General features: G+C 66.2%; 17 protein-coding genes and 1 other RNA gene. 8 read left to right on the top strand and 10 right to left on the bottom strand.

Annotation, left to right across the window (positions count from 1 at the left end):
- Window positions 1-109: 109 nt before the first annotated feature.
- Together ssrA and AC5P8R_RS12615 are read left to right on the top strand one after the other, a co-directional pair.
- Window positions 110-463: a transfer-messenger RNA gene (gene ssrA, locus AC5P8R_RS12620) on the top strand.
- Between the two features lie 162 nt (window positions 464-625).
- The gene (locus AC5P8R_RS12615; protein ID WP_032959123.1) at window positions 626-1,111 is read left to right on the top strand and encodes a hypothetical protein; all 486 of its coding nucleotides are present in this window, start codon (window positions 626-628) and stop codon (window positions 1,109-1,111) included.
- A 14-nt stretch (window positions 1,112-1,125) separates the two neighbouring features.
- Here the strand turns inward: AC5P8R_RS12615 and AC5P8R_RS12610 are convergent, their stop codons facing one another.
- Window positions 1,126-1,587 carry a methyltransferase family protein gene (locus tag AC5P8R_RS12610; protein WP_134966513.1) on the bottom strand — a complete coding sequence of 154 codons (462 nt, stop codon included), beginning with the start codon at window positions 1,585-1,587 and terminating at the stop codon, window positions 1,126-1,128.
- 146 nt (window positions 1,588-1,733) lie between these two features.
- Here AC5P8R_RS12610 and AC5P8R_RS12605 point away from each other — a divergent pair, with 146 nt between their 5' ends.
- A complete protein-coding gene (locus tag AC5P8R_RS12605; RefSeq protein WP_046430027.1) occupies window positions 1,734-3,755 on the top strand; it encodes an esterase/lipase family protein in 2,022 nt (673 codons plus the stop codon).
- Window positions 3,756-3,773: 18 nt separating this feature from the next.
- On the opposite strand, the gene AC5P8R_RS12600 is transcribed toward AC5P8R_RS12605, so the two are convergent.
- Window positions 3,774-4,997 carry a cytochrome P450 gene (locus AC5P8R_RS12600; protein WP_148277521.1) on the bottom strand — a complete coding sequence of 408 codons (1,224 nt, stop codon included), beginning with the start codon at window positions 4,995-4,997 and terminating at the stop codon, window positions 3,774-3,776.
- A gap of 379 nt (window positions 4,998-5,376) precedes the next feature.
- Between AC5P8R_RS12600 and hchA the strand changes: the two genes are divergently transcribed.
- Window positions 5,377-6,249, top strand: coding sequence for a glyoxalase III HchA (gene hchA / locus AC5P8R_RS12595; protein ID WP_329890630.1), 873 nt, complete (start codon window positions 5,377-5,379; stop codon window positions 6,247-6,249).
- Window positions 6,250-6,253: 4 nt separating this feature from the next.
- A complete protein-coding gene (locus tag AC5P8R_RS12590; RefSeq protein ID WP_329890631.1) occupies window positions 6,254-6,958 on the top strand; it encodes a PA1136 family autoinducer-binding transcriptional regulator in 705 nt (234 codons plus the stop codon).
- A gap of 20 nt (window positions 6,959-6,978) precedes the next feature.
- On the opposite strand, the gene AC5P8R_RS12585 is transcribed toward AC5P8R_RS12590, so the two are convergent.
- On the bottom strand, window positions 6,979-8,205 hold the full coding sequence (locus tag AC5P8R_RS12585; RefSeq protein ID WP_049404686.1) for a cytochrome P450: 1,227 nt from the start codon (window positions 8,203-8,205) through the stop codon (window positions 6,979-6,981).
- A 401-nt stretch (window positions 8,206-8,606) separates the two neighbouring features.
- Between AC5P8R_RS12585 and AC5P8R_RS12580 the strand changes: the two genes are divergently transcribed.
- The gene (locus AC5P8R_RS12580) at window positions 8,607-9,464 is read left to right on the top strand and encodes an endonuclease/exonuclease/phosphatase family protein (protein ID WP_032959133.1); all 858 of its coding nucleotides are present in this window, start codon (window positions 8,607-8,609) and stop codon (window positions 9,462-9,464) included.
- Between the two features lie 19 nt (window positions 9,465-9,483).
- Here AC5P8R_RS12580 and AC5P8R_RS12575 read toward each other — a convergent pair whose 3' ends face one another.
- Window positions 9,484-9,747 (bottom strand): hypothetical protein, encoded by a 264-nt coding sequence (locus AC5P8R_RS12575; RefSeq protein ID WP_032959134.1) that lies wholly within the window; start codon window positions 9,745-9,747, stop codon window positions 9,484-9,486.
- Window positions 9,748-9,887: 140 nt separating this feature from the next.
- Here AC5P8R_RS12575 and AC5P8R_RS12570 point away from each other — a divergent pair, with 140 nt between their 5' ends.
- A complete protein-coding gene (locus tag AC5P8R_RS12570) occupies window positions 9,888-10,265 on the top strand; it encodes a VOC family protein (RefSeq protein ID WP_014646791.1) in 378 nt (125 codons plus the stop codon).
- A gap of 41 nt (window positions 10,266-10,306) precedes the next feature.
- Here the strand turns inward: AC5P8R_RS12570 and AC5P8R_RS12565 are convergent, their stop codons facing one another.
- The 6 genes from AC5P8R_RS12565 to AC5P8R_RS12540 form a co-directional block, all read right to left on the bottom strand.
- On the bottom strand, window positions 10,307-11,728 hold the full coding sequence (locus AC5P8R_RS12565) for an efflux transporter outer membrane subunit (RefSeq protein ID WP_495223489.1): 1,422 nt from the start codon (window positions 11,726-11,728) through the stop codon (window positions 10,307-10,309).
- On the bottom strand, window positions 11,722-12,459 hold the full coding sequence (locus tag AC5P8R_RS12560; RefSeq protein ID WP_014646789.1) for an SDR family oxidoreductase: 738 nt from the start codon (window positions 12,457-12,459) through the stop codon (window positions 11,722-11,724). Before AC5P8R_RS12560 ends, AC5P8R_RS12565 begins: the two co-directional genes overlap by 7 nt.
- A 64-nt stretch (window positions 12,460-12,523) precedes the next feature.
- Window positions 12,524-15,694 (bottom strand): efflux RND transporter permease subunit, encoded by a 3,171-nt coding sequence (locus tag AC5P8R_RS12555; protein ID WP_014646788.1) that lies wholly within the window; start codon window positions 15,692-15,694, stop codon window positions 12,524-12,526.
- Window positions 15,695-15,821: 127 nt separating this feature from the next.
- A complete protein-coding gene (locus tag AC5P8R_RS12550) occupies window positions 15,822-17,045 on the bottom strand; it encodes an efflux RND transporter periplasmic adaptor subunit (protein WP_014646787.1) in 1,224 nt (407 codons plus the stop codon).
- 91 nt (window positions 17,046-17,136) lie between these two features.
- Window positions 17,137-17,907, bottom strand: a complete 771-nt coding sequence (locus AC5P8R_RS12545; RefSeq protein ID WP_014646786.1) for an SDR family NAD(P)-dependent oxidoreductase — start codon at window positions 17,905-17,907, stop codon at window positions 17,137-17,139.
- Entirely contained in the window at window positions 17,904-18,131 is a 228-nt protein-coding gene (locus AC5P8R_RS12540; protein WP_134808747.1) for a hypothetical protein, read from the bottom strand. The genes AC5P8R_RS12545 and AC5P8R_RS12540 overlap by 4 nt, the downstream gene beginning before the upstream one ends.
- 147 nt (window positions 18,132-18,278) lie before the next feature.
- Here AC5P8R_RS12540 and AC5P8R_RS12535 point away from each other — a divergent pair, with 147 nt between their 5' ends.
- A complete protein-coding gene (locus AC5P8R_RS12535) occupies window positions 18,279-19,310 on the top strand; it encodes a LysR family transcriptional regulator (RefSeq protein WP_032959145.1) in 1,032 nt (343 codons plus the stop codon).
- The last annotated feature ends 344 nt before the right edge of the window (window positions 19,311-19,654 follow it).

Genomic DNA, 19,654 nt, shown 5'->3' with positions numbered 1-19,654 from the left:
TTGCCACGGTGACTGTTCAGCTGTTTTGGCGTAGCATTGGCAGCGTTGGGCAGGCACTGGCCGTGGCGACACGAAACAGGCCTTGTACCTTGCAGAACTTGAAGAAACCGGGGGTGCATTGGTTTCGACGGGGGTTGTGAAGTCGCCTGGCGCATGCCGAGGGGGTAGCTTTCCTCGTAAATCCAGCTGCAAAACTCTAGTTGCCAACGACGACAACTACGCTCTGGCCGCTTAAGGCCTAAGCCTCGAAACCGCTTGTGTCCATGCTCGCGGTGTAGAGTCACTATCATGGAATCGCGCTGGATGGCTGCCTGTCAGTCCGGCACTAGAACGCAACAGGCTGGTTCCCGGATGCGCTTTGCGCACCGTGCTGTTCGGGGACGAGATCCAACGGTGAGCTAAGCATGTAGTGCTGGGGATGGAGTGCCTTCGGACGGCGGTTCAATTCCGCCCACCTCCACCATCTGTATGGCCTGTCGAGGCCGCAAGAAGCCGGATCTCCCGTCGAGGGGGTTCCGGCTTTTTTGTGCCTGCTCGTCGTGCGGGAAGCGTGGGGCATAATCGGGATGGAGCTTTCGCTCCATCGCTGCATTGCCCCGGCCTGCTGCCGCCAGAAGGATCTGCAATGAAAACCGCCACAACCACGCTCGTCCTGCTCCTCACCACCCTCGCCGCAGCCTCAGCCACGCACGCTGCGGCGCCGGCCATCGCGCCCCCCGGCACCGCCACGCTGGAAGCGCTGCTGGCCTGCAAGGCCGGCTCGAACTTCAGTGCGGCCGACGCCATCGATGCGCTGCAGGCCGCCGGCCTGGCCAAGAAACCGGGCGGCACCTTCGAGCCGGAGGACAAGCCGGTCGCGCTGTTTGGCGGCACGGTCACCAGTGCCGATGTAAACGTGGCCGAAGGCGAGAAGAGCCTCTTCGTGTACTTGAACGGCGTCGATTCCAAGCGCCTGGCCAAGGCCTGGTCGGTGACCGAGGTCAACGAGCATGCCAACACCGAAGAGCCGTCGTACGTGAAGCGCATCGACAAGCGCCACACCCTGCACGTGATCGCGGGCGACGACTACGAGGGCTATTCGGCTGCGGTGAAGTGCCAGATCAGCCGCTGATGGCGTAGGCGACGCTACAGCCAGCGCGGCACGCGATGACGGTATTGCGCGTACGCCTCGGGAAAGCGGGCCATCAGTGCCCGCTCCTCCGGCAGGATCTGCAGCCGGGTGATGTACACCAGGAACAGCGGCACCACCAGCAGCGCGATCAGGTTCTGCAGGTACACCATGGCGCCAAGCAGGACCAACGCCTGGCCCAGATACATCGGATTGCGCGTGCGGCGGTAGATTCCGCTGGTAACCAGCGCGCTCGACGCCGAAGGTCGCAGAGGATTGACGGTGGTACCGGCGCGCTGGAAAGACAGCTTGGGCAGCAGATTGAGCACGACACCCAGCGTCACCGTCACGCCTGCGAGCAGAACCGGCACCGGCACCCGAAGGTGGAAACCCGGCCACAGCCAGCGTGCTGCAAAGCCCGCAGCGGCGAACAGCAGCATCACCACGGGCGGGGGAATGCGGGTTTCCAGCCAGGCCATCGCGATCACCGTGTCCCTTCCATTCGCCGCAGTGTCACACGGGAATGGCTGAATCGCCTACGGCGGCCAGGCCCAAACCGACCGTTCGGTCTATTTCGCTTTGACAGGCCGGCCGCTAGAGTGGCGCCACCGCGCAGGAGCATCGTATGGCTACCACGGGCATGGGCTTCATCGGCCGCACGACCCTCATCATCACCGTGCTGCTCACCCTGGGGGGCTGCGCGACGCTGCGCCAGTTCGGGCCGTCGGTGCAGGTCGCCTCGGTCACGCCCGGCCAGTACATCGCGCTCAAGCGCGGTGACATCCTCACCTCCGGCAAGCTCAGCGCGGCGACCACCGAGACCCTGCGCGTGGCCGGGCTCGATGAGGGCGTCTGTGCCAAGCCCGGCCTGCCCTGCATCGAGGCCATGGAAAGCAGCATCGTGGTGCGCGAGGAAGACAAGCGCTCCAGCCTGGCCGAGTTGTGGCTGCAGCATGCGATGACCCTGCCGGCGCCGAAGCGTGAGTACTCGGCATCCGGCCGCGCCAAGACCGCAATCACCGAACTGGATGCCGACTTCCAGCCGCGCCTCGATGCGTGGATGCAGGTCGCGCGCCAGGCCTATGCCTATCTGTTCTTCACCGAGCGCACCGCCAACCAGCGTGGTTTCGAGGACCGCCAGACCCAGGTGCGCGACTACTACAACCTGGCTGTGCAGGAAGCCTCGGTGCAGCTGTACAACGCGTACGCCACCGGGCGCGTGCACAGCCAGGCCAGCCATTTCCAGCTCGGCCGCTGGACCTTCGTGCTGGCCCCTTCGGGCGAAGCATCGCCGCTGGATACACGTACCCCCACCGAGCTGGTACCGGCGGCCTCGCTGTCGTTCACCGGCACGCTGCGCAGCGTGCATCGCCGCGATGGCTTCGGTGCCGAGCTGGTGGCGGTGATGGACGATCCGGCTGGCAGCACGGCCACCCCGCCTTCGGCAGCGACGCCCGCCGCGCAGGCAAGCACCCCGGCCGCGCAGAGCTGGAGCGAGATGCCCTCGCCTTCGATGACGGTGCTGCTGCGCTTCTCGGGAAAGAACCTGTGGGAAGTGCTGCACGACGACGAGCCGGAACTGGAGATCCACGATCCCTACCAGGTCTCGGAAGTAACCCTGCACGGCCAGCAGGTGCCGTTGGCGGCCAACTTCACTGCGGGCTACGCACTGTGGCTGGCGCGCTCCAACTTCAGCCAGCAGTCGCTGCGCTCGCTGTTTGGTGGCAAGGGCGGCATCGACGCGCCGCATCTGTACATGATGCAGCCCTACGACCCGAACCGCCGCGTGCTGTTGATGATCCATGGCCTGGCCAGCAGTCCCGAGGCCTGGGTGAACGTGGCCAACGAACTGATGCGCGACGACGAGATCCGCCAGGATTTCCAGGTCTGGCAGTTCTACTACCCGACCAACATGCCCATCGCGATGAGCCACGATGCGATGCGCCACACGCTGGCCGAAGTGCTCAAGCACTTCGACCCCAGCGGCAAGGCGCAGGCCTCGCATGACATGGTGCTGGTCGGGCACAGCATGGGCGGGGTGATCGCGCGGTTGATGGTCTCTTCCTCCGGCGACCACCTGGTCGACACCCTGCTGGCCACCGCGCAGATGACGCCCGCCCAGCGCGAGCTGCTGCGCACCAAGGGCGCGCCGGTACTGACCTTCCTGCCGGAACCGGAAGTATCGCGGGTGGTTTTCATCGCCACACCGCATCGCGGCACCGACGTGGCCGGTACCCGCCTCGGCCGCTGGATCGGCCGCCTGGTACGGCTGCCGCTGACCGTGCTGGAGGACGTGGCGACGCTGGCCAACGACGGCCAGATTGATCGCAACGATGGCAAGCACGGCTACCAGATGAACAGCATCCAGAACCTGGACAAGGACGACCCGTTCGTCCGCGCCGTGGCCGACCTGCCGATGTCACCGAAGGTGCACTACCACTCGATCATCGCCCGCGCCAAGGCCGATGGCCCACTGGAAAAAACCGATGACGGGCTGGTGCCCTACTGGAGCTCGCACCTGCCACACGCCGTTTCGGAGAAGGTGATCGTGTCCGGTCACAGCGTGCAGGAAGCCACGCCGGCCATCGTCGAGCTGCGGCGGATCCTGCATGAGGACATGCAGGAACACGGGCGTACGGCAAAGTAAGCCGCCCGCCCCTGCAGATCAGGCACCGGCCTTATGGCGCGAGAACGTGCCGTGCAGCGCCGCGGGAATCGCGAAGCCTTCCATGCGCACCTCGGGCCGGTAGTCGGCGCTGGGGGTGAAACGGAATTCGCGCGCCAGCAGCGCACACAGCAGTACCAGTTGCGCGTTGCCCACCGCCGATCCCACGCACGAGCGCGTGGGGAAGCCATAAGGCACATAGATGCCGGCCGTGCGCTTGCGCCGCTCGGGCAGCCAGCGATCGGGATCGAACTGCAGCGGGTCATCCCAGTATTTCGCCGAGCGATGCTGGATGAACGAGCTCAGCTCGAACACCGTGCCCTCGGCGATGGCCTGCCCTTCCACCTGCAGATCGCAGGCGGCCACCCGACGGTTGTTGAAGGGCGTGGAATACAGCCGCATCACTTCCTTCAGGAAGCGCATCGTGCAGGGAATCCTGGCCATCGGCAGCGCATGGATCTCCGCATCCGAGAGCGGCGCGAATTCCTCCTCGATGCGCTGGCGCCAGTGTGGATGCATCTGCATCGCCAGCAGCAGGCAGGCGGCCATCATGCCGGGCACCCCGGAAATGGCGATCAGCTGCACGGTGACCAGGTAGGTGACCTTGTCCAGGCCGATGCGCTCGCGAAGGGTCAACAATGACTGTGCATAGTCCAGCGGCGAACGTCCGCTGCGGACCCGGCGCCTGAGTTCGGCGGCGATCGCCCGCGATTCGCCACGACCGATGAGGAAGTTGCGCAGCAGATGACGCCGATGGATGACCTGCTCGACCTGGGTTGTGTAGCGCAGATGCAGGGCGCGTTCGATGGCCTCGGTACCGCGCGCGTCGAGCCCGTCGATCACCAGTGGCACCAGCGGATGCGCCATCACCTTCCACACGGCTGGCGTGGCATCCAGCTCGCGCCCGCACAGTGCGTCCAACGCCTGCCGCATGCGCGACTGCAGCGCCTCCAGGGTCTGCGCTCCGGTAAGCTCAGCACTGCGCGTGGCGATCAGGCTGCGCACTTCGGTCCAGCGCACGCGTTCGTGCCGGCGGAACAGGTCGGCCAGCGACTCGACCACGAACAGGTGCTCGGAATTCTCCTTGTCGACCTTGCCGGCCAGTTCTGGGCAGAACACCCCGATACCGCCGGTTTCCAGTTTCAGCACCGGTCCTTCGCGCTCCACCCGCGCAGCCAGGCGCTCGGCAGCAATGGCGCTGCCTTCATTCGACATCCCTTGCATGCAGTGCGTCTCCGGCAGGAAGGGACTCGAAAGACGAGTCCCTTCGTCTTGCTACCGCTCAATCACGGGGTTGCCCCGCGGGATCAGAACTCGACCCAGAGCGGCCAGGTATTCCACACACTGCTCTTCTCGTTCGGATGGATATTCAGAGTGACGCGCAATGCTCGGGCGAATCTTTTCATTTTCATTCCTTTGCTTGCTGTGTGGTTATGCCGGAATTATCCCGGCACCGGCTAGATAACACGACATAATCCCGCTGTCCAACCGGGCCGGTGGCGCGATGCAGCATCCGGGTGGTGGTCCATTGAGGGGAATCCCTCATCGCGCCTGCGCACGCGGCCTCCTATGCTGGGCTCACTTTCCCCCAACGGAGGTCCGCATGAACACGCAAGAGCCCAGCCGCCAGCCCAGCCCCGATCCGGCCGAGCGCGATGCCTTCTTCCCGTCGCCGTACTCGCTGTCGCAGTTCACCTCGCCCCAGAGCGACCTGTCCGGGGCCGACTATCCGGATGCGCGCCGCGACGGCCGCTGGAAGGTGCTGATGATCGCCGCCGACGAGCGTTATCTACCGACCGCCAATGGCCACCTGTTCTCCACCGGCAACCATCCGGTGGAAACCCTGCTGCCGATGTACCACCTGGACAAGGCCGGCTTCGACATCGACGTGGCGACGCTGTCCGGCAACGCCGTCAAGTTCGAATGGTGGGCCTTCCCGCGCGAGGACCGCGAGATCGGCGCCCTGTACGAACGCTATGAGGCGCGCTTCCGCCAGCCGTTGCAGCTGGATGAGGTGGTGGCCGGCCTGGGAGCCGATTCGGACTATGCCGCCATCTTCATTCCCGGTGGCCACGGCGCACTGATCGGCCTGCCGGAGAGCGCGGCGGTGAAGGCCACGCTGCAGTGGGCCATGGCCGGGCAGCGCCACATCATCACGCTCTGCCATGGCCCGGCGGCGCTGCTGGCGGCGGGCGTCGACGAAGCCGACGGTGGCTCGCTGTTCCGTGGTTACCGCATCTGCGCCTTCCCCGACGCAATGGACCGGCAGACACCGGAGATCGGCTACATGCCGGGGCAGCTGCGTTGGTTCTTCGGTGAACGCCTGGCGCAGCAGGGCGTGCAGATCGTCAACGAGGGGGTTGATGGCAGCGTGCTGCAGGATCGCCTGCTGCTGACCGGCGACAGCCCGCTGGCCGGCAACGCGTTGGGCAAGCTGGCCGCACGTACGCTGCTCGATGCACTGGCGGGGCGCTGAGCACATGCCTGCGCTGGTGCCCGCGCTGCTGGAACTGGAACAGGCGCGGTCACTGCCCGCGGTGGGCGGCGTACTGCGCGCCGCCGCCTCACCCCTGGGCTACGATCGACTGCTGGTGTTTGCCACCGGGACCGGGCTGGAACGCGACGCGCAGCGCGTGTACTGGATCGAGGGTGACTGGTTCGGCGACGGCAGCGATACCGGACTTGCCCGCTACCTGCATGCCTGCCCGGTCAACCGCCATGTACTGGACAGCAATGCGCCGTTCTTCTGGAGCAAGCGCCAGGGCGTGCGCGGCGAACGCTATCAGGTGGTGAAGCAGCCGCGCGGCGATGGCCTGCATGGATTACAGGTTCCGGTGTTCGGCCCGACCGGCCTGGAGGGTGCGGTCAGTTTCGCCGGCACCTCGATTGATGCATCCGCCAGCGCGCGCCTGCTGCTGGAAATGGTCGGAAGGTCAGCCTTCCGTGCGGCGCGCCAGCTCGCCGAGGCGCCCGCGGATGTTCGCGCAGGCGCGTTGAGCGCACGCGAACGCGAGGTGCTGCGCTGGGTCGCCGCTGGACGGCGCCAGGCGGAGATCGCGGCCACGCTGGGGCTGTCTGCACGCACGGTGGAGAACCACCTGCGGCGAGCGCGACAACGGCTCGGCGTGGCCACCACCGCGCAGGCGGTGCGCGCGGCAGGCCGCCGTGGCGAGATTGAAGACTGAGCCAGGCAGTACAGATGCTGTCAGGCGTGCCGCGGCGTCAGCGTACCGATGAAATCGACCGGAATGGCAAAGCCTTCCAGCTGCATCCACGGTGTGGGCTCATCCTGTACCGTCAACTCGAAATCGCGGGTCACCAATGCGCAGAACAGCAGCAGCTGCGCGTGGCCGACCGCACTGCCGATGCAGGCCCGCGAGGAAAATCCGAAGGGCACGTAGGCCCCCTTGTTGGCCTGGCGTCGCTCCGGCAACCAGCGATCAGGATCGAAGCTGTCCGGGTTCTGCCAGTACTCCGGCGAATGATGCTGGAAGTAGGACGACAACTCGTATGCCCCGCCCTTGCGGATGCACACGCCCTCGATATCGATATCGTGCGAGGCCGGACGATGCAGGGCGAACAGTCCCGGCCACAGCCGCAGGGTTTCCTTGACGAAACGCGACGTGCACGGCAGCGACTTGATCGGCAGCGCATACAACTGCTCCAGGCTGAGCGCCGAGGTTTCCTCGCGGATGCGCGCCTGCCAGTGCGGAAATCGATGCATCGCGTACAGCAGGCTGGCCGCCGTGATGCCCGGCAGGCCCGACATGCCGGCCAGCACCATCGACACCAGATAGGCCACGCGGTCCACCCCGACCCGCTGCACCAGCGGCAGCAGGGATTGCAGGAAGTCCTCGCGCGGCACGGTCTGGCGCGCACGACGCCGGATGTGCCGCGACACCGTGCGGGCCGCGCGGCGGGAAAGATGGAAGTCGATGATCCGCCGCCAGAACGAGAAGTTCTGCAGCACGATGGCGTTGTATCGGGTCTTCTGCTCACCGATGAGCGCATCGACGTCGGATCGACTGAGGCCGTCGATCAGCATCGGCAACAGCGACTGCGAGATCGTCCACCAGCTCAGTTCGCTGAGGTCATGCGGCCTGTCCGCGCGCTGGGCAAGGAAGCCGTGCATGCGCGTGTAGAGGTCGCGCATGTGGCCGGGACTGGCCAGCCGCCCGGCCTGCTCGCTCAGCAACGCCCGCACCTCGCGCCACGCAACAGGGTCCCTGCCACTGCGCAGCCCGAGAAAATCAATCAGTGAATCCGGTACGGTGTGCTGGTCGGTGTTGGCCTTGTCGATCCTGACCGCCAGGGCCGGATCAAAGATGCCGACGACATCATTGTTGAAGCGCAGTACCGGCCCTTCGCGACGCACGCGTTCGAGCAGGTCGTCGATGGAAACCACTTCCGCATCCGCTGCACGCTCATCCATGCCCTGCCTCCAATGCCAGGGAAGATCATCGACCCTCCCTGGCGATGTCATCGAATACGTGGAGTCCTTCCGGTCAGAAGATATTCCAGTAGCGATACTTGGAACGGATGCACTGCGTGGAATTGTCCGAACGCAGGTTCAGCGACACCTGCAGGGCGCGAATCAATCGTGTCATGGCACAGCTCCTTGTGGTTCCGTTGATGGTTGCTGCGGTGCCGGGTTCAGTGGCCGGCAGCGCCGTTCTAGCACGCAGGCCCGCGCGGGCGGGTCAATGCGCTGTCAAAGGCCCTGCTGAATACGCCGCGGCGACCGGCGGATACCGCCAGCGCGCGCACAGCCATGAACAGGCAATCCGTGCGATGCTCCATGAAACCGTTTTCATGGAATGGAGGGATTCCACGATGTTGTCGCGTTTCCGTCGCCCTGTACTGTCTGCGCTGCTGGCGCTTGCCCTGCCTGCGACCAGCGCCTGGGCCGCAGCCCCCGCGCCGTTGAAGGTGATGTCGTTCAATGTGCGCACCCCGGCCGATACCGAGCCGGGCAAGCGCTGGCCCGACCGTCGCGACGCGATGGTGAAGGTCATCCTCGATGCGCACCCGGCGGTGATCGGCACCCAGGAACTGGTGCAGGAGCAGGCCGAGTACCTGGCAGGACACCTCCCCGGCTACCGTTGGTTCGGCGAGGGCCGCCGCGGCGGCAGCGGCGACGAGCACATGGGCGTGTTCTACGACAGCAAGGTGCTGGCGATCGAGGAATCAGGCAACTTCTGGTTGTCCGATACGCCCGATGTGCCCGGCAGCATCACTTGGGGCAACCTGTATCCACGCATGGTCACCTGGGCGCTGTTCCGCCGCATCGACGACGGCCGCCGCTTCTACTTCATGAACACCCACCTGCCCTACCGCGACGAAGACGAGCCGCGGCGGGTCAAGGGTGCCGAACTGATCGGCAAGCGCGTGGCCAACCTGCCGGCCGATCTGCCCGTCGTGCTGACCGGCGACTTCAACAGCGAACCCGGCGGCGACACCTACAAGGCATTCACCCGCGTGCTGCAGGACACCCGTACCCAGGTGAAGGCTCCGCAGGGCCCGCGGCTGACCTTCCACGATTTCACCGGCAAGGCCACCGTGCAGCTGGACTGGGTCCTGGTGCGCGGCTTCCATGCGCGCAGCTTCCTGACCGATGACCGCCGCATCGGTGGCGTGCTGCCATCGGATCATTTCCCGCTGGTGGTCGAACTGGACTGGCCCAGGCACTGAGCAGCCACGGCAGCCGCCGCTACGGCGGTGGCTGCCGCGACAGCAGGCGATACAGCGCCTGATGCTGGTCGCGCGCCTGGCAGATGCGGGCCCCGATCGCCAGGAACACGGCCACGCCAATCAGGCCCAGCCCCAACATCGAATCCTGCAGGCGCAGGAAACCGACCGCCGCCGCCATCGTCGCCAGCACCAGCAGCACCACGACCGCCACTGACAGACCCGCACCGGGTGGACCCGGATCGCCGAACAACATCCGTTGGGTATCCCGCCTTCCATCCGCCATCGCCTGTCCTCCCGAGTGCCTGACCCACTTGTTACACGTCGGGCCGGCATTCCGGCAGAGTCAGAAACGTCACGAAGGTGAAGATGTACGCGGAACGCATCGCGTTACCCTGCCTCCTCCCCCGAACTGCGGAGCAGGACATGGCCCACCAGAGCCGGCTGGCTGGATTCATCATCGACTGCCAGGACCTTCCCGCCGACGCAGGTGCCGGCTTCTGGGCCGCCGCGCTCGGCCTGCAGGCACAGGCGGCGCGTGTCGAAGGGGGCGCCGAGTATGCCGACCTGCTGGGTGCACCGGCGGGCTTGAACGTGGAAGTCCAGCGGGTCGATCACCCGTCACGGGTGCACCTGGACATCGAGAGCGACGACATCGATGCCGAGGCCGACCGCCTGGAGAAGCTCGGCGCGCGCCGGATAGGCTTCGTCAAACGCTGGTGGGTGATGGAAGCACCGACCGGCCATCGCTTCTGCATCGTGCGCATGCGCGAGCGCGAGGTGCCGGCCAATCAGTGGCCCTGAAAGCAGGAGGGGACGGAAGCCACTGCCTCCGTCCCCTGCGGTTACTGCACCTGCGCCACGCTCGGTTGCTGCGGTGATTGCCCCCAGCCGCCCAGCGCCTTGTACACGCCCACCACGCTGACATTGACTTCGGACTCGGCCGCCGCCAGGGCGTCATCGGCCGCCAGCTGCGTGCGCTGCGCATCCAGCAGGGTCAGGAAGTCTTCCGAGCCTTCGCGATAGCGGATCTGTGCCAGTGATTCGGCACGCCGTGCGGCCTGTGCCTGCTCGACCACGATCGCCAGCCGTGCCTGCTGCTTGGAATAGCGGGTCAGCGCGTTCTCGGTATCTTCCAGCGCCAGCAGCACGGCCTGCTCGTACTGCGCGGCCACGCCTTCGGCTTCAGCCTTGCTGGCACGCAGGCGTGCACGCACGGTACCGAAGTCGAATGCTGCCCAGCTCAGCGACGGGGTCAGCGACCAGGCCTTGTTGTTGCCATTGACCAGGCCACTGGCATCGCCGCCGAGGAACCCGACGAAGCCGGACAGCGACAACCGCGGGAACAGGTCCGCGGTGGCCACGCCCACGCGTGCGGTCGCAGCCGCCAGGCGACGCTCGGCCGCGCGCACGTCGGCGCGCTGGCGCAGCAGTTCGCGGGTATCGCCCAGCGGCAGCGCCTTGGCGAAGGCCGGCACGTCGTGCGGCGCGAGCATGTCGGTCAGCACTTCCGGGCGCTGGCCGAGCAGCACGGCCAGCCGGTTGCGCGACTGCGCCTCGGCCACTTCCAGCAACGGGATGTCGGCCTCGATCGCCTTCAGGCGGGCGCGGCTGCTCTGCACATCCAGCTCGCTTCCCGCGCCCAGTTCCCAGCGCGCCTCGGTCAGCTTCTGCGTATCGCGCAGGTTTTCCAGCGTGTGCTGGGCCACCGCGATGCGCTTCTGCGTTCCGCGCAGCTCGAAGTAATTGCGTGCCACTTCGGCGGCGACCAGTACCTGCGCATCGGCCAGGTTGGCCTGCTCGGCACCGAGGTCGGCGCGTGCGGCCTCAGCGGCACGGCGCTTGCGGCCGAACAGATCCAGCTCCCAGCCGGCGTCGAAGCCGAGCTGGTAGCTTTCACTGAACACCCGCTGCCCACCCAGCTGCGGATCGGGTTGCTTGCGGCGGTCGTAGCTGCCGCCAGCGGTGATGTGCGGCGCCTGGTCGAAACGGCTTTCGACGAACACCGCGCGGGCCTGGCTGACGCGGGCCACGGCCACGCGCAGGTCCAGGTTGTCCGACAGGGCGCCATGCACCAGCTGTTCCAGCACCGGATCATCGAACTGCGCCCACCAGCTGGCCACCGGCGAAACGGTGCTGAAGACCGGCTGCTGTGCGCTCTGCAGGACCACCGGTTCCTGCACCGGGGCCTTGTAGTTCGGGCCGACGCTGACACAGCCTGCCAGCACCAGGCTGGAGACGGTCATCGCTAACGTGCGGATCACCATGGCAGCACCTCGCCCAGGTAGGTGAAGCTGCCGCTGGCACCGGATTCGCCGATCAGCGCCATCTGCACGCTGGAGCGCGCGCCTTCGGCGATTTCGATTTCGCCGTTGCCGCCGTTCATGTCGGTCTTCACGTAACCCGGATGCACGGTATTGACCTTGATCGGGGTGTTGCGCAGCTCGTAGGCCAGGCTCAGGGTCCAACTGTTCACCGCGGCCTTGGACGCGTTGTAGGCGGGAATCTTGAAGTCGTAGATGCCCGATGAGGGATCCGCGTGCAGGGTCTGCGAGCCGAGCATGCTCGACACGTTGACGATGCGCCCGGACTTGGCCTGCTTGACAAGCGGCAGGAATGCCTGGGTTACTGCGACCAGCGCATACACGTTGGTGTCGAAGGTACGCTTCCAGGTGTCGAGCGACTGCTCCGACGGCGCCTGCGCCGGGTTCTCGATCATGATGCCGGCATTGTTGACCAGGATGTCGAGGCGGCCGTGACGCTGGCGCACCTGCTCCACCGCTTCGGCGATGCTGGCCGCGTCGGTCACGTCCAGTTGCAGGGCTTCGACCGGCAGGCCTTCAGCCTGCAGCTTCAGTGCCAGCTCCACCGCCGTATCGCGCTTGCGACCGGCCAGCAGCGTATGCACACCTGCCTGGGCCAGCTGGCGCACGGTTTCCAGGCCGATGCCACGGGTGGCGCCGGTGACCAGCGCGATCTTGTTCTGATGGGTATTCATGGATGCATGCCTTGTGAGGGGAAAGCCGCCGCCGGCCAGTGACCGGCGGCGACGGGGTTCCAAGTCAGTGGTGGATGGTCGGCTCGCCGTGCTGCACCAGCTGGCCACCGCCGTTGCGGGTGACGAACTTGCGCAGGGCCACGTAGAACACCGGGGTGAGGAACAGGCCGAACAGGGTCACGCCCAGCATGCCGGCGAACACGGTGATACCGGTCACCGAGCGCACCTCGGCACCCGCGCCGTGCGACAGCACCAGCGGCACGGTACCGGCGATGAAGGCGATGGAGGTCATCACGATCGGGCGCAGACGCAGGCGGCAGGCTTCCAGCGCGGCTTCAACGATGCCCTTGCCGCCCATCTCCAGCTCTCTGGCGAATTCGACGATCAGGATCGCGTTCTTGCACGCCAGGCCCATCAGCACCACCAGGCCAACCTGCACGAACACGTTGTTGTCGCCACCGGTCAGCCACACGCCGAACAGCGCGGACAGCAGGGTCATCGGCACGATCAGGATCACCGCCAGCGGCAGCGACCAGCTCTCGTACAGCGCGGCCAGCACCAGGAAGGCCAGCATGATCGCCACCGGGAACACGATGAAGGCCGCCTTGCCCTGGGTCGCCTGCTGGTAGCTCAGGTCGGTCCATTCGGTGGTCATGCCCACCGGCAGCACCTTGCCGGCGATCTCGGTCAGCTTGTTCATCGCCTCGGCCGAGGACAGCAGGCGCGGGTCGGCCTCACCGGCCAGGTCTGCTGCCGGATAGCCATTGAAGCGCAGCACCGGGTCCGGGCCGAAGGTCTGCTTGATGGTGACCATCGAACCGATCGGCACCATCTCGCCGCGGTCGTTGCGGGTACGCAGCTTGCCGATGTCCTCGACCGTCTCGCGGAACGGACCGTCGGCCTGGGCGATCACCTGCCAGGTACGGCCGAACTGGTTGAAGTCGTTGACGTAGGCCGAACCGAGGTAGGTCTGCAGGGTGTCGAACAGCTCGGTGAGCTGCACGCCCTGCGCCTTGGCCTTGACGCGGTCCACTTCGGCATCCAGCTGCGGCACGTTGGCCTGGTAGCTGCTGATCGGGAAGGCCATGCCCGGCGTCTGCGCAACGGTGCCCTGCATTGCCTGCACCGCGTTCTGCAGCGCGCCGTAACCCAGGTTGCCACGGTCCTCGATGAACATCTGGTAGCCGTTGCCGTTGCCCAGGCCGAGGATCGGCGGCGGCATCATCGCGAACGCGAAGCCTTCCTGCAGGCCGGCGATCTTCTGGTTGATCTCGGCATTGATCTGTGCGGCGGTGCGGCCATGGCGCTCGGCAAACGGCTTGAGCGGGATGAACGCCACACCGGTGTTCGGCGTGTTGGTGAACTGCAGCGCGTTCAGACCCGGGAACGAGATGGTGTGGGCCACGCCATCGGTTTCCTGGGCGATCTTGGCGACCTTGCGCAGCATTTCATCGGTGCGCGCGATCGACGAACCTTCCGGCAGCTTCACACCGGCGATCAGGTACAGCTTGTCCTGGGTCGGGATGAAGCCCGGCGGCACCAGCTTGAAGATCACGCCGGTACCGACCAGCAGGATCGCGTAGACCACGAACACCGCGCCACGACGGCCGAGGATGCGGGCTACGCCACGCTCGTACTTCTCCGAGCTGGACTTGAAGAAGCGGTTGAACGGACGGAACACCCAGCCGAACAGGCGGTCGATCAGGCGGCTCGGCGCATCCTTCGGAGCACCATGGGCCTTCAGAAGGCGCGCGGCCAGGGCCGGCGACAGGGTCAGCGAGTTGATCGCCGAGATCACCGTGGAGATGGCGATGGTGACTGCGAACTGCTTGTAGAACTGGCCGGTGACGCCGGACAGGAAGGCCATCGGCACGAACACGGCACACAGCACCAGCGCGATCGCCACGATCGGGCCGGACACTTCACGCATGGCCTGGTGGGCCGCAGCGGTGGGTGACAAGCCTTCCTCGATGTTGCGCTCGACGTTCTCCACCACCACGATCGCGTCGTCGACCACGATGCCGATCGCCAGCACCAGGCCGAACAGGCTCAACGTGTTGATCGAGAAGCCCAGCAGGTACAACGCGGCGAAGGTACCCACCACCGACACCGGCACCGCGATCAACGGGATGATCGACGCACGCCAGGTCTGCAGGAACAGGATCACCACCAGCACCACCAGGGCGATGGCTTCCAGCAGCGTGGAGACCACGGCCTTGATCGAGTCGCGCACGAAGATGGTGGTGTCATACACCGCTTCGTACTTCACGTCGGCCGGCATGGTCTTCTGCATCTCGTCCATCGTCGAGATGACCTGGTCACGAATCTCCAGCGCATTCGCACCGGGCGACTGGAAGATACCGATACCGACCGCGTTCTTGCCATCCAGCTGCGAGCGCAGGGTGTAGTCACCGGCACCCAGTTCAAGGCGGGCCACGTCGGCCAGGCGCACGATCTCGCCATCGGTGCCGCTCTTGAGCACGATGTCGCCGAATTCCTTTTCGCTCTTCAGGCGGCCCTGGGCGTTGATCAGGGTCAGGAACTGGCTGTTCGGCAACGGTTCGGCGCCGAGCTGGCCCGCCGAAACCTGCACGTTCTGCTCGCGCATGGCACGCACCACGTCGCTGGCGGTCAGGCCACGCGAAGCCACCTTGTCCGGGTCCAGCCAGGCACGCATGGCGTAGTCGCCGCCACCGAAGATCTGCGCGTCACCCACGCCCGGAATACGCGCCAGCGCATCCTTGACGTGCAGGCGGGCGTAGTTGCGCAGGTACAGGGTGTCGTACTTGCCTTGCGGCGAGGTCAGGTGCACCACCATCAGGAAGGTTGGCGACTGCTTCTGCGTAGTCACGCCCTGCCGGCGCACGTCCTCGGGCAGGCGCGCCTGCGCCTGCGCCACGCGGTTCTGCACCTTCACCGCCGCCGCGTCCGGATCGGTACCGGGGCGGAAGGTGACGGTCATCTGCAGCACGCCGTCCGAGCCGGCAACCGACTTCAGGTACATCATGCCTTCGACGCCGTTGATCGCTTCTTCAAGCGGCGTGGCGACGGTCTCGGCAATGACCTTGGGGTTGGCGCCCGGATACACCGTGCGCACGACCACCGACGGCGGCACCACTTCGGGGTACTCGCTGATCGGCAGGATTGGAATCGTGATCAGGCCTGCGGCGAAGATCACGATCGACAGCACCGCCGCGAAGATCGGCCTGTCGATGAAGAAACGGGAAAAGTCCATGGAGAAATTCCTGGGAAAGGCGTCCGGCGGGCAACAGCCACCCTGCCCCTCGCCGGGATGACGAAGGCAGGGAAGGCTGCCGCTGGCGCCGGCAGCTAAGCGGGGACGCGGATCAGGAGCCGGCGGATCAGTGGTTCAGGGCGGCGGTGGCATCGCGGCCCGGTGCCGGCGCAGCCTGCGGCTGCATCGCCACGGCCTTGGCCTGCACCGGCATGCCCGGCATGAAGACCTTCTGCACGCCGTCGATGATCACCTTGTCGCCGGCGGCAAGGCCGTGCTCGACAATGCGCAGGCCGTCGGCGGTGCGGCCGAGCTGGATGTCGCGGCGCTGGGCCTTGCCATCCTTGTCTACCACGTAGACGTACTTGCGGTCCTGGTCGGTCAGCACGGCCTTGTCATCGATCAGCATGGCCTGGAACTGGCCGCTGCCAAGCAGCTGCACGCGGGCGAACAGGCCCGGCGTGAACTGGCGGTCGGCGTTGTCCAGCAGCGCACGGACGCGGATGGTGCCGGTGCTGCGGGCCACCTGGTTGTCGAGGAAGTCGACCTTGCCCGCATGCGGGTAGCCCTCTTCGCCGGACAGGCCGACCTTCACCGGCAGCGCGCTGTCACGCTCGCTGGGGCGCTCGCCCTTGCGTGCCATCTGTGCGTAGCGCAGGAAGGTGCTTTCGTCGGCATCGAAGTAGACGAACACGGTATCCAGCGAGACCAGCGTGGTCAGCACGCTGGCGCTGTCGCCGGCGGTGACCAGGTTGCCGGCGGTGACCATCGCGCGGCCGGCACGGCCATCGATCGGTGCACGCACCTTGGTGAACTCCAGGTTGAGGCGGGCTGCGTCCAGAGCCGCCTGCGCGGCCTGCACGGCGGCGCCGGACTGGTCGGCAGCCGCGCGGCGCTGCTCGGCGGTCTCGGTGGAGATCGCCTGCTGCTCGGACAGCCGCTTGGCACGCTCGGACTCGCTGCGGGCCAGCGTGGCCTGGGTGCGGGCGCGGGCCAGCTCGGCGGCCGCGCGATCGTACTCGGCCTGGTAGCTGCGCGCGTCGATGGTGAAGAGCACTTCGCCCTTCTTCACTTCCTGGCCTTCGACGTAGTTGACCTTGTCGATGTAGCCGGACACGCGCGGGCGCAGTTCAACGCTCTGCACCGCTTCGACGCGGCCGCTGAACTCGTCCCACTGGCTGACCTGCTTGACCAGCACCGGCGCGGCGCTGACCTGCGGCGGCGGCGGAGCACCGGCCTCTTCGGCATGGCCGCCGCTGCAGGCCGCAAGCACGGCCGCGGCGAGGATCGACACGCCGACCATCGCGATGCGATGGCCGAAACGATGTGGGGTGGTATTGGGGGAAGTCATGGCATGCATCCGTACGGAGGGGTGGTACAGCTATATGAGAACGTGTTGCAAAAATCGGCGGCGCATACTGCGACCTCAACCATGGTCGAGGTCAAGCGATGCCCGCGGTATCGCGCCACAGTGGAGGGACATCCAGGTGCAGCAGGCCGCGCGGCAGTTCGGCATCGCTGCTGTCGCAGCGGACGATGGCGCGGTTGTCGCGGCAGCCGTCCAGCAGGGAGACCACACGACGACCGACCAGCAACGAGCTTGGCCACTCGATGCACGCATTGGCCGCGTTGGCCGGGGTGCACACCGGACTGCAGACTTCCAGCATCTGCGCGCGCACACCCAGTGCCTGCGCTTCCTGGTGCACCACCTGCGCGTACATGCGCAGCGCGGCGGTGGTGATCGAGGTCTCGCCGTAGCCCGCCCAGGGCTTGGCGTTGGCGGGGCTGCCGATCATCACGTAGCGGCGTGCATGCACGTTGTCCTGCAGCAGTGGCAGCAGGTGACGCACCGCGTGCACGTGCGGCATCAGGTCGGCCTGCATCGCCCCCAACAGCTCATCGCCATTGCGGTCGGTCACCCGGCCGCGACGGTAGGGGCCACCCATTGCGGCGATGACCGCCGCCAGCGGACGCGGGCGCTGCGCGATGCGTTCGGCCAAGGCACGTGCCGAGCCGTCATCGCTGAGCGAGCCCAGCAGCGTCTCCAGGCCAGGCTCGTCGGCGAACTGCTCATGCAGCGCCGCCAGCCGACCCGGGTCGCGGCCAACCACCAGCACCGGGCTGCCGGCTTCCAGCAATGCGCCGACCACGCCCTGGCCGACGGCACCGGTGCCGCCGAGGACCAGGACTTCGGGCGTCAGTATCCCATTCACGGGACATTTCCTCCCAAATCCGGGATAGTCCCGATCCGGCGCAGCCGGTCACCCTTGTGCGGGGCCAGGCGGATGGCACCGCCACGCTGCTGACGCATGGGCGCGGTAAACTCACGAAAGTCCTTGTGTACCAAGGAACTCGGACGGGCTTCGACGGTCATCGCCAGGTCCAGGGCGTTCTGGCCGACATGCCGGAAGCGGGCAAGAATGTTGCGCAGGCTCATGGCGAGGGGGCTCCATTTCACGAATGGCGCCACGATAGACCTCAAACCTTTACTTGATTAGTCCTGATTAAGGGGAATAATCATCCCGCTCCCGGTCCAATCGTTCTGTCACGATTGTCCCATCCCCGACGTCCAGGATCCCCGACCATGTCCCACGATCTCAACGAGACGCTGATCTTCGTCAAGGTGGTCGAGCAAGGCAGTTTCATTGCCGCTGCCAAATCGCTCGGCCTGCCCAAGACCACGGTCAGCCGCAAAGTGCAGGAGCTGGAAACGCGCCTGGGCGCGCGGCTGCTGCACCGGACCACCCGCCGCCTCGGCCTGACCGAAGCCGGCTCGATCTACCACGAGCATTGCCAGCGCATCGCGCGCGAGCTGGAAGAAGCCGAAAGCGCGGTGAGCCAGTTGCAGTCCGGCCCGCGCGGCTGGCTGCGCTTCACCGTGCCCTATTCGATCGGCATCACCTGGATCGCCCCGCTGCTGGGCCAGTTCCATGCGCAGTATCCGGAAATCCGCCTGGACATGCACATGGGCAACGAGAAGCTGGACCTGATTGCCGGCGAAGCGGATCTGGCGCTGCGTGTGGGCGCCCTGCCCGATTCCAACCTGGTCGCGCGCAAGCTGGGCAGCCTGCGCACGCAGGTGTTCGCCAGCCCGGCCTACATCGAGCGCTATGGTGAGCCGCTGCATCCGGAAGAACTGCAGTTCCATCGCATCCTGGCGATGCGCAAGCCGTATCACACTGGCAATTCACCGCGCTTCACCTGGCAGCTGGGCGAGAACGGCGGCGAGCTGCGTGACTTCCCGGTCACCCCGCTGATGACCGCCAACGACATGTCTGCGCTTAATGGTGCACTGGTGTGTGGCGAAGGCCTGCTGCTGACCGGTGATGTGATGGCCAAGCCGTTCGTCGAGTCCGGCATGGTACGGCGCGTGCTGGCCGGCTGGACCGGCCCGGAAGTGGACTTCAACGCCGTGTTCGCCGGTGGCCGCCTGGTCTCGCCGAAGGTGCGGGCGTTCGTCGATTTCCTGGTGGAAAAGCTCAACTTCGACGCCAACTACATGCTGGCGCAGTGCCCGGGTGCGAAGCTGGCACAGCAGCAGAAGGCCCAGGAAGACGCGGCGTTGGAGAGCAGCGGCAAGCGCATCCTGGAGAAGGTCGCCGCCTCGGCGGTGTAACCGGCTTCTGTAGAGTCGAGCCATGCTCGACTGCGGTTGGAACGGCGCCGAGCAAGCTCGGCACCCACAAAAATGCCGCCTGCAAGGGCGGCATTTTCGTTCCGGCCGATGGCTTTCGGTAGATGCCGACCTTGGTCGGCGCCGTTCGGAGAAGCCGCAACCGGAAGCGCTATCGGCGTGCCGAGCAAGCTCGGCACCTACAGAAAATGCCGCCTGCAAGGGCGGCATTTTCGTTCCGGCTGCGTGGCTTTCGGTAGATGCCGACCTTGGTCGGCGCCGTTCGGAGAAGCCGCGAACGGGAACGCTGTCGGCGTGCCGAGCAAGCTCGGCACCCACAAAAATGC

Source organism: Stenotrophomonas sp. YJH_SMC_73, assembly GCF_059370155.1.
Note: the sequence above shows the minus strand (reverse complement) of the source record. Positions and strands in the feature narration are given on the sequence as shown.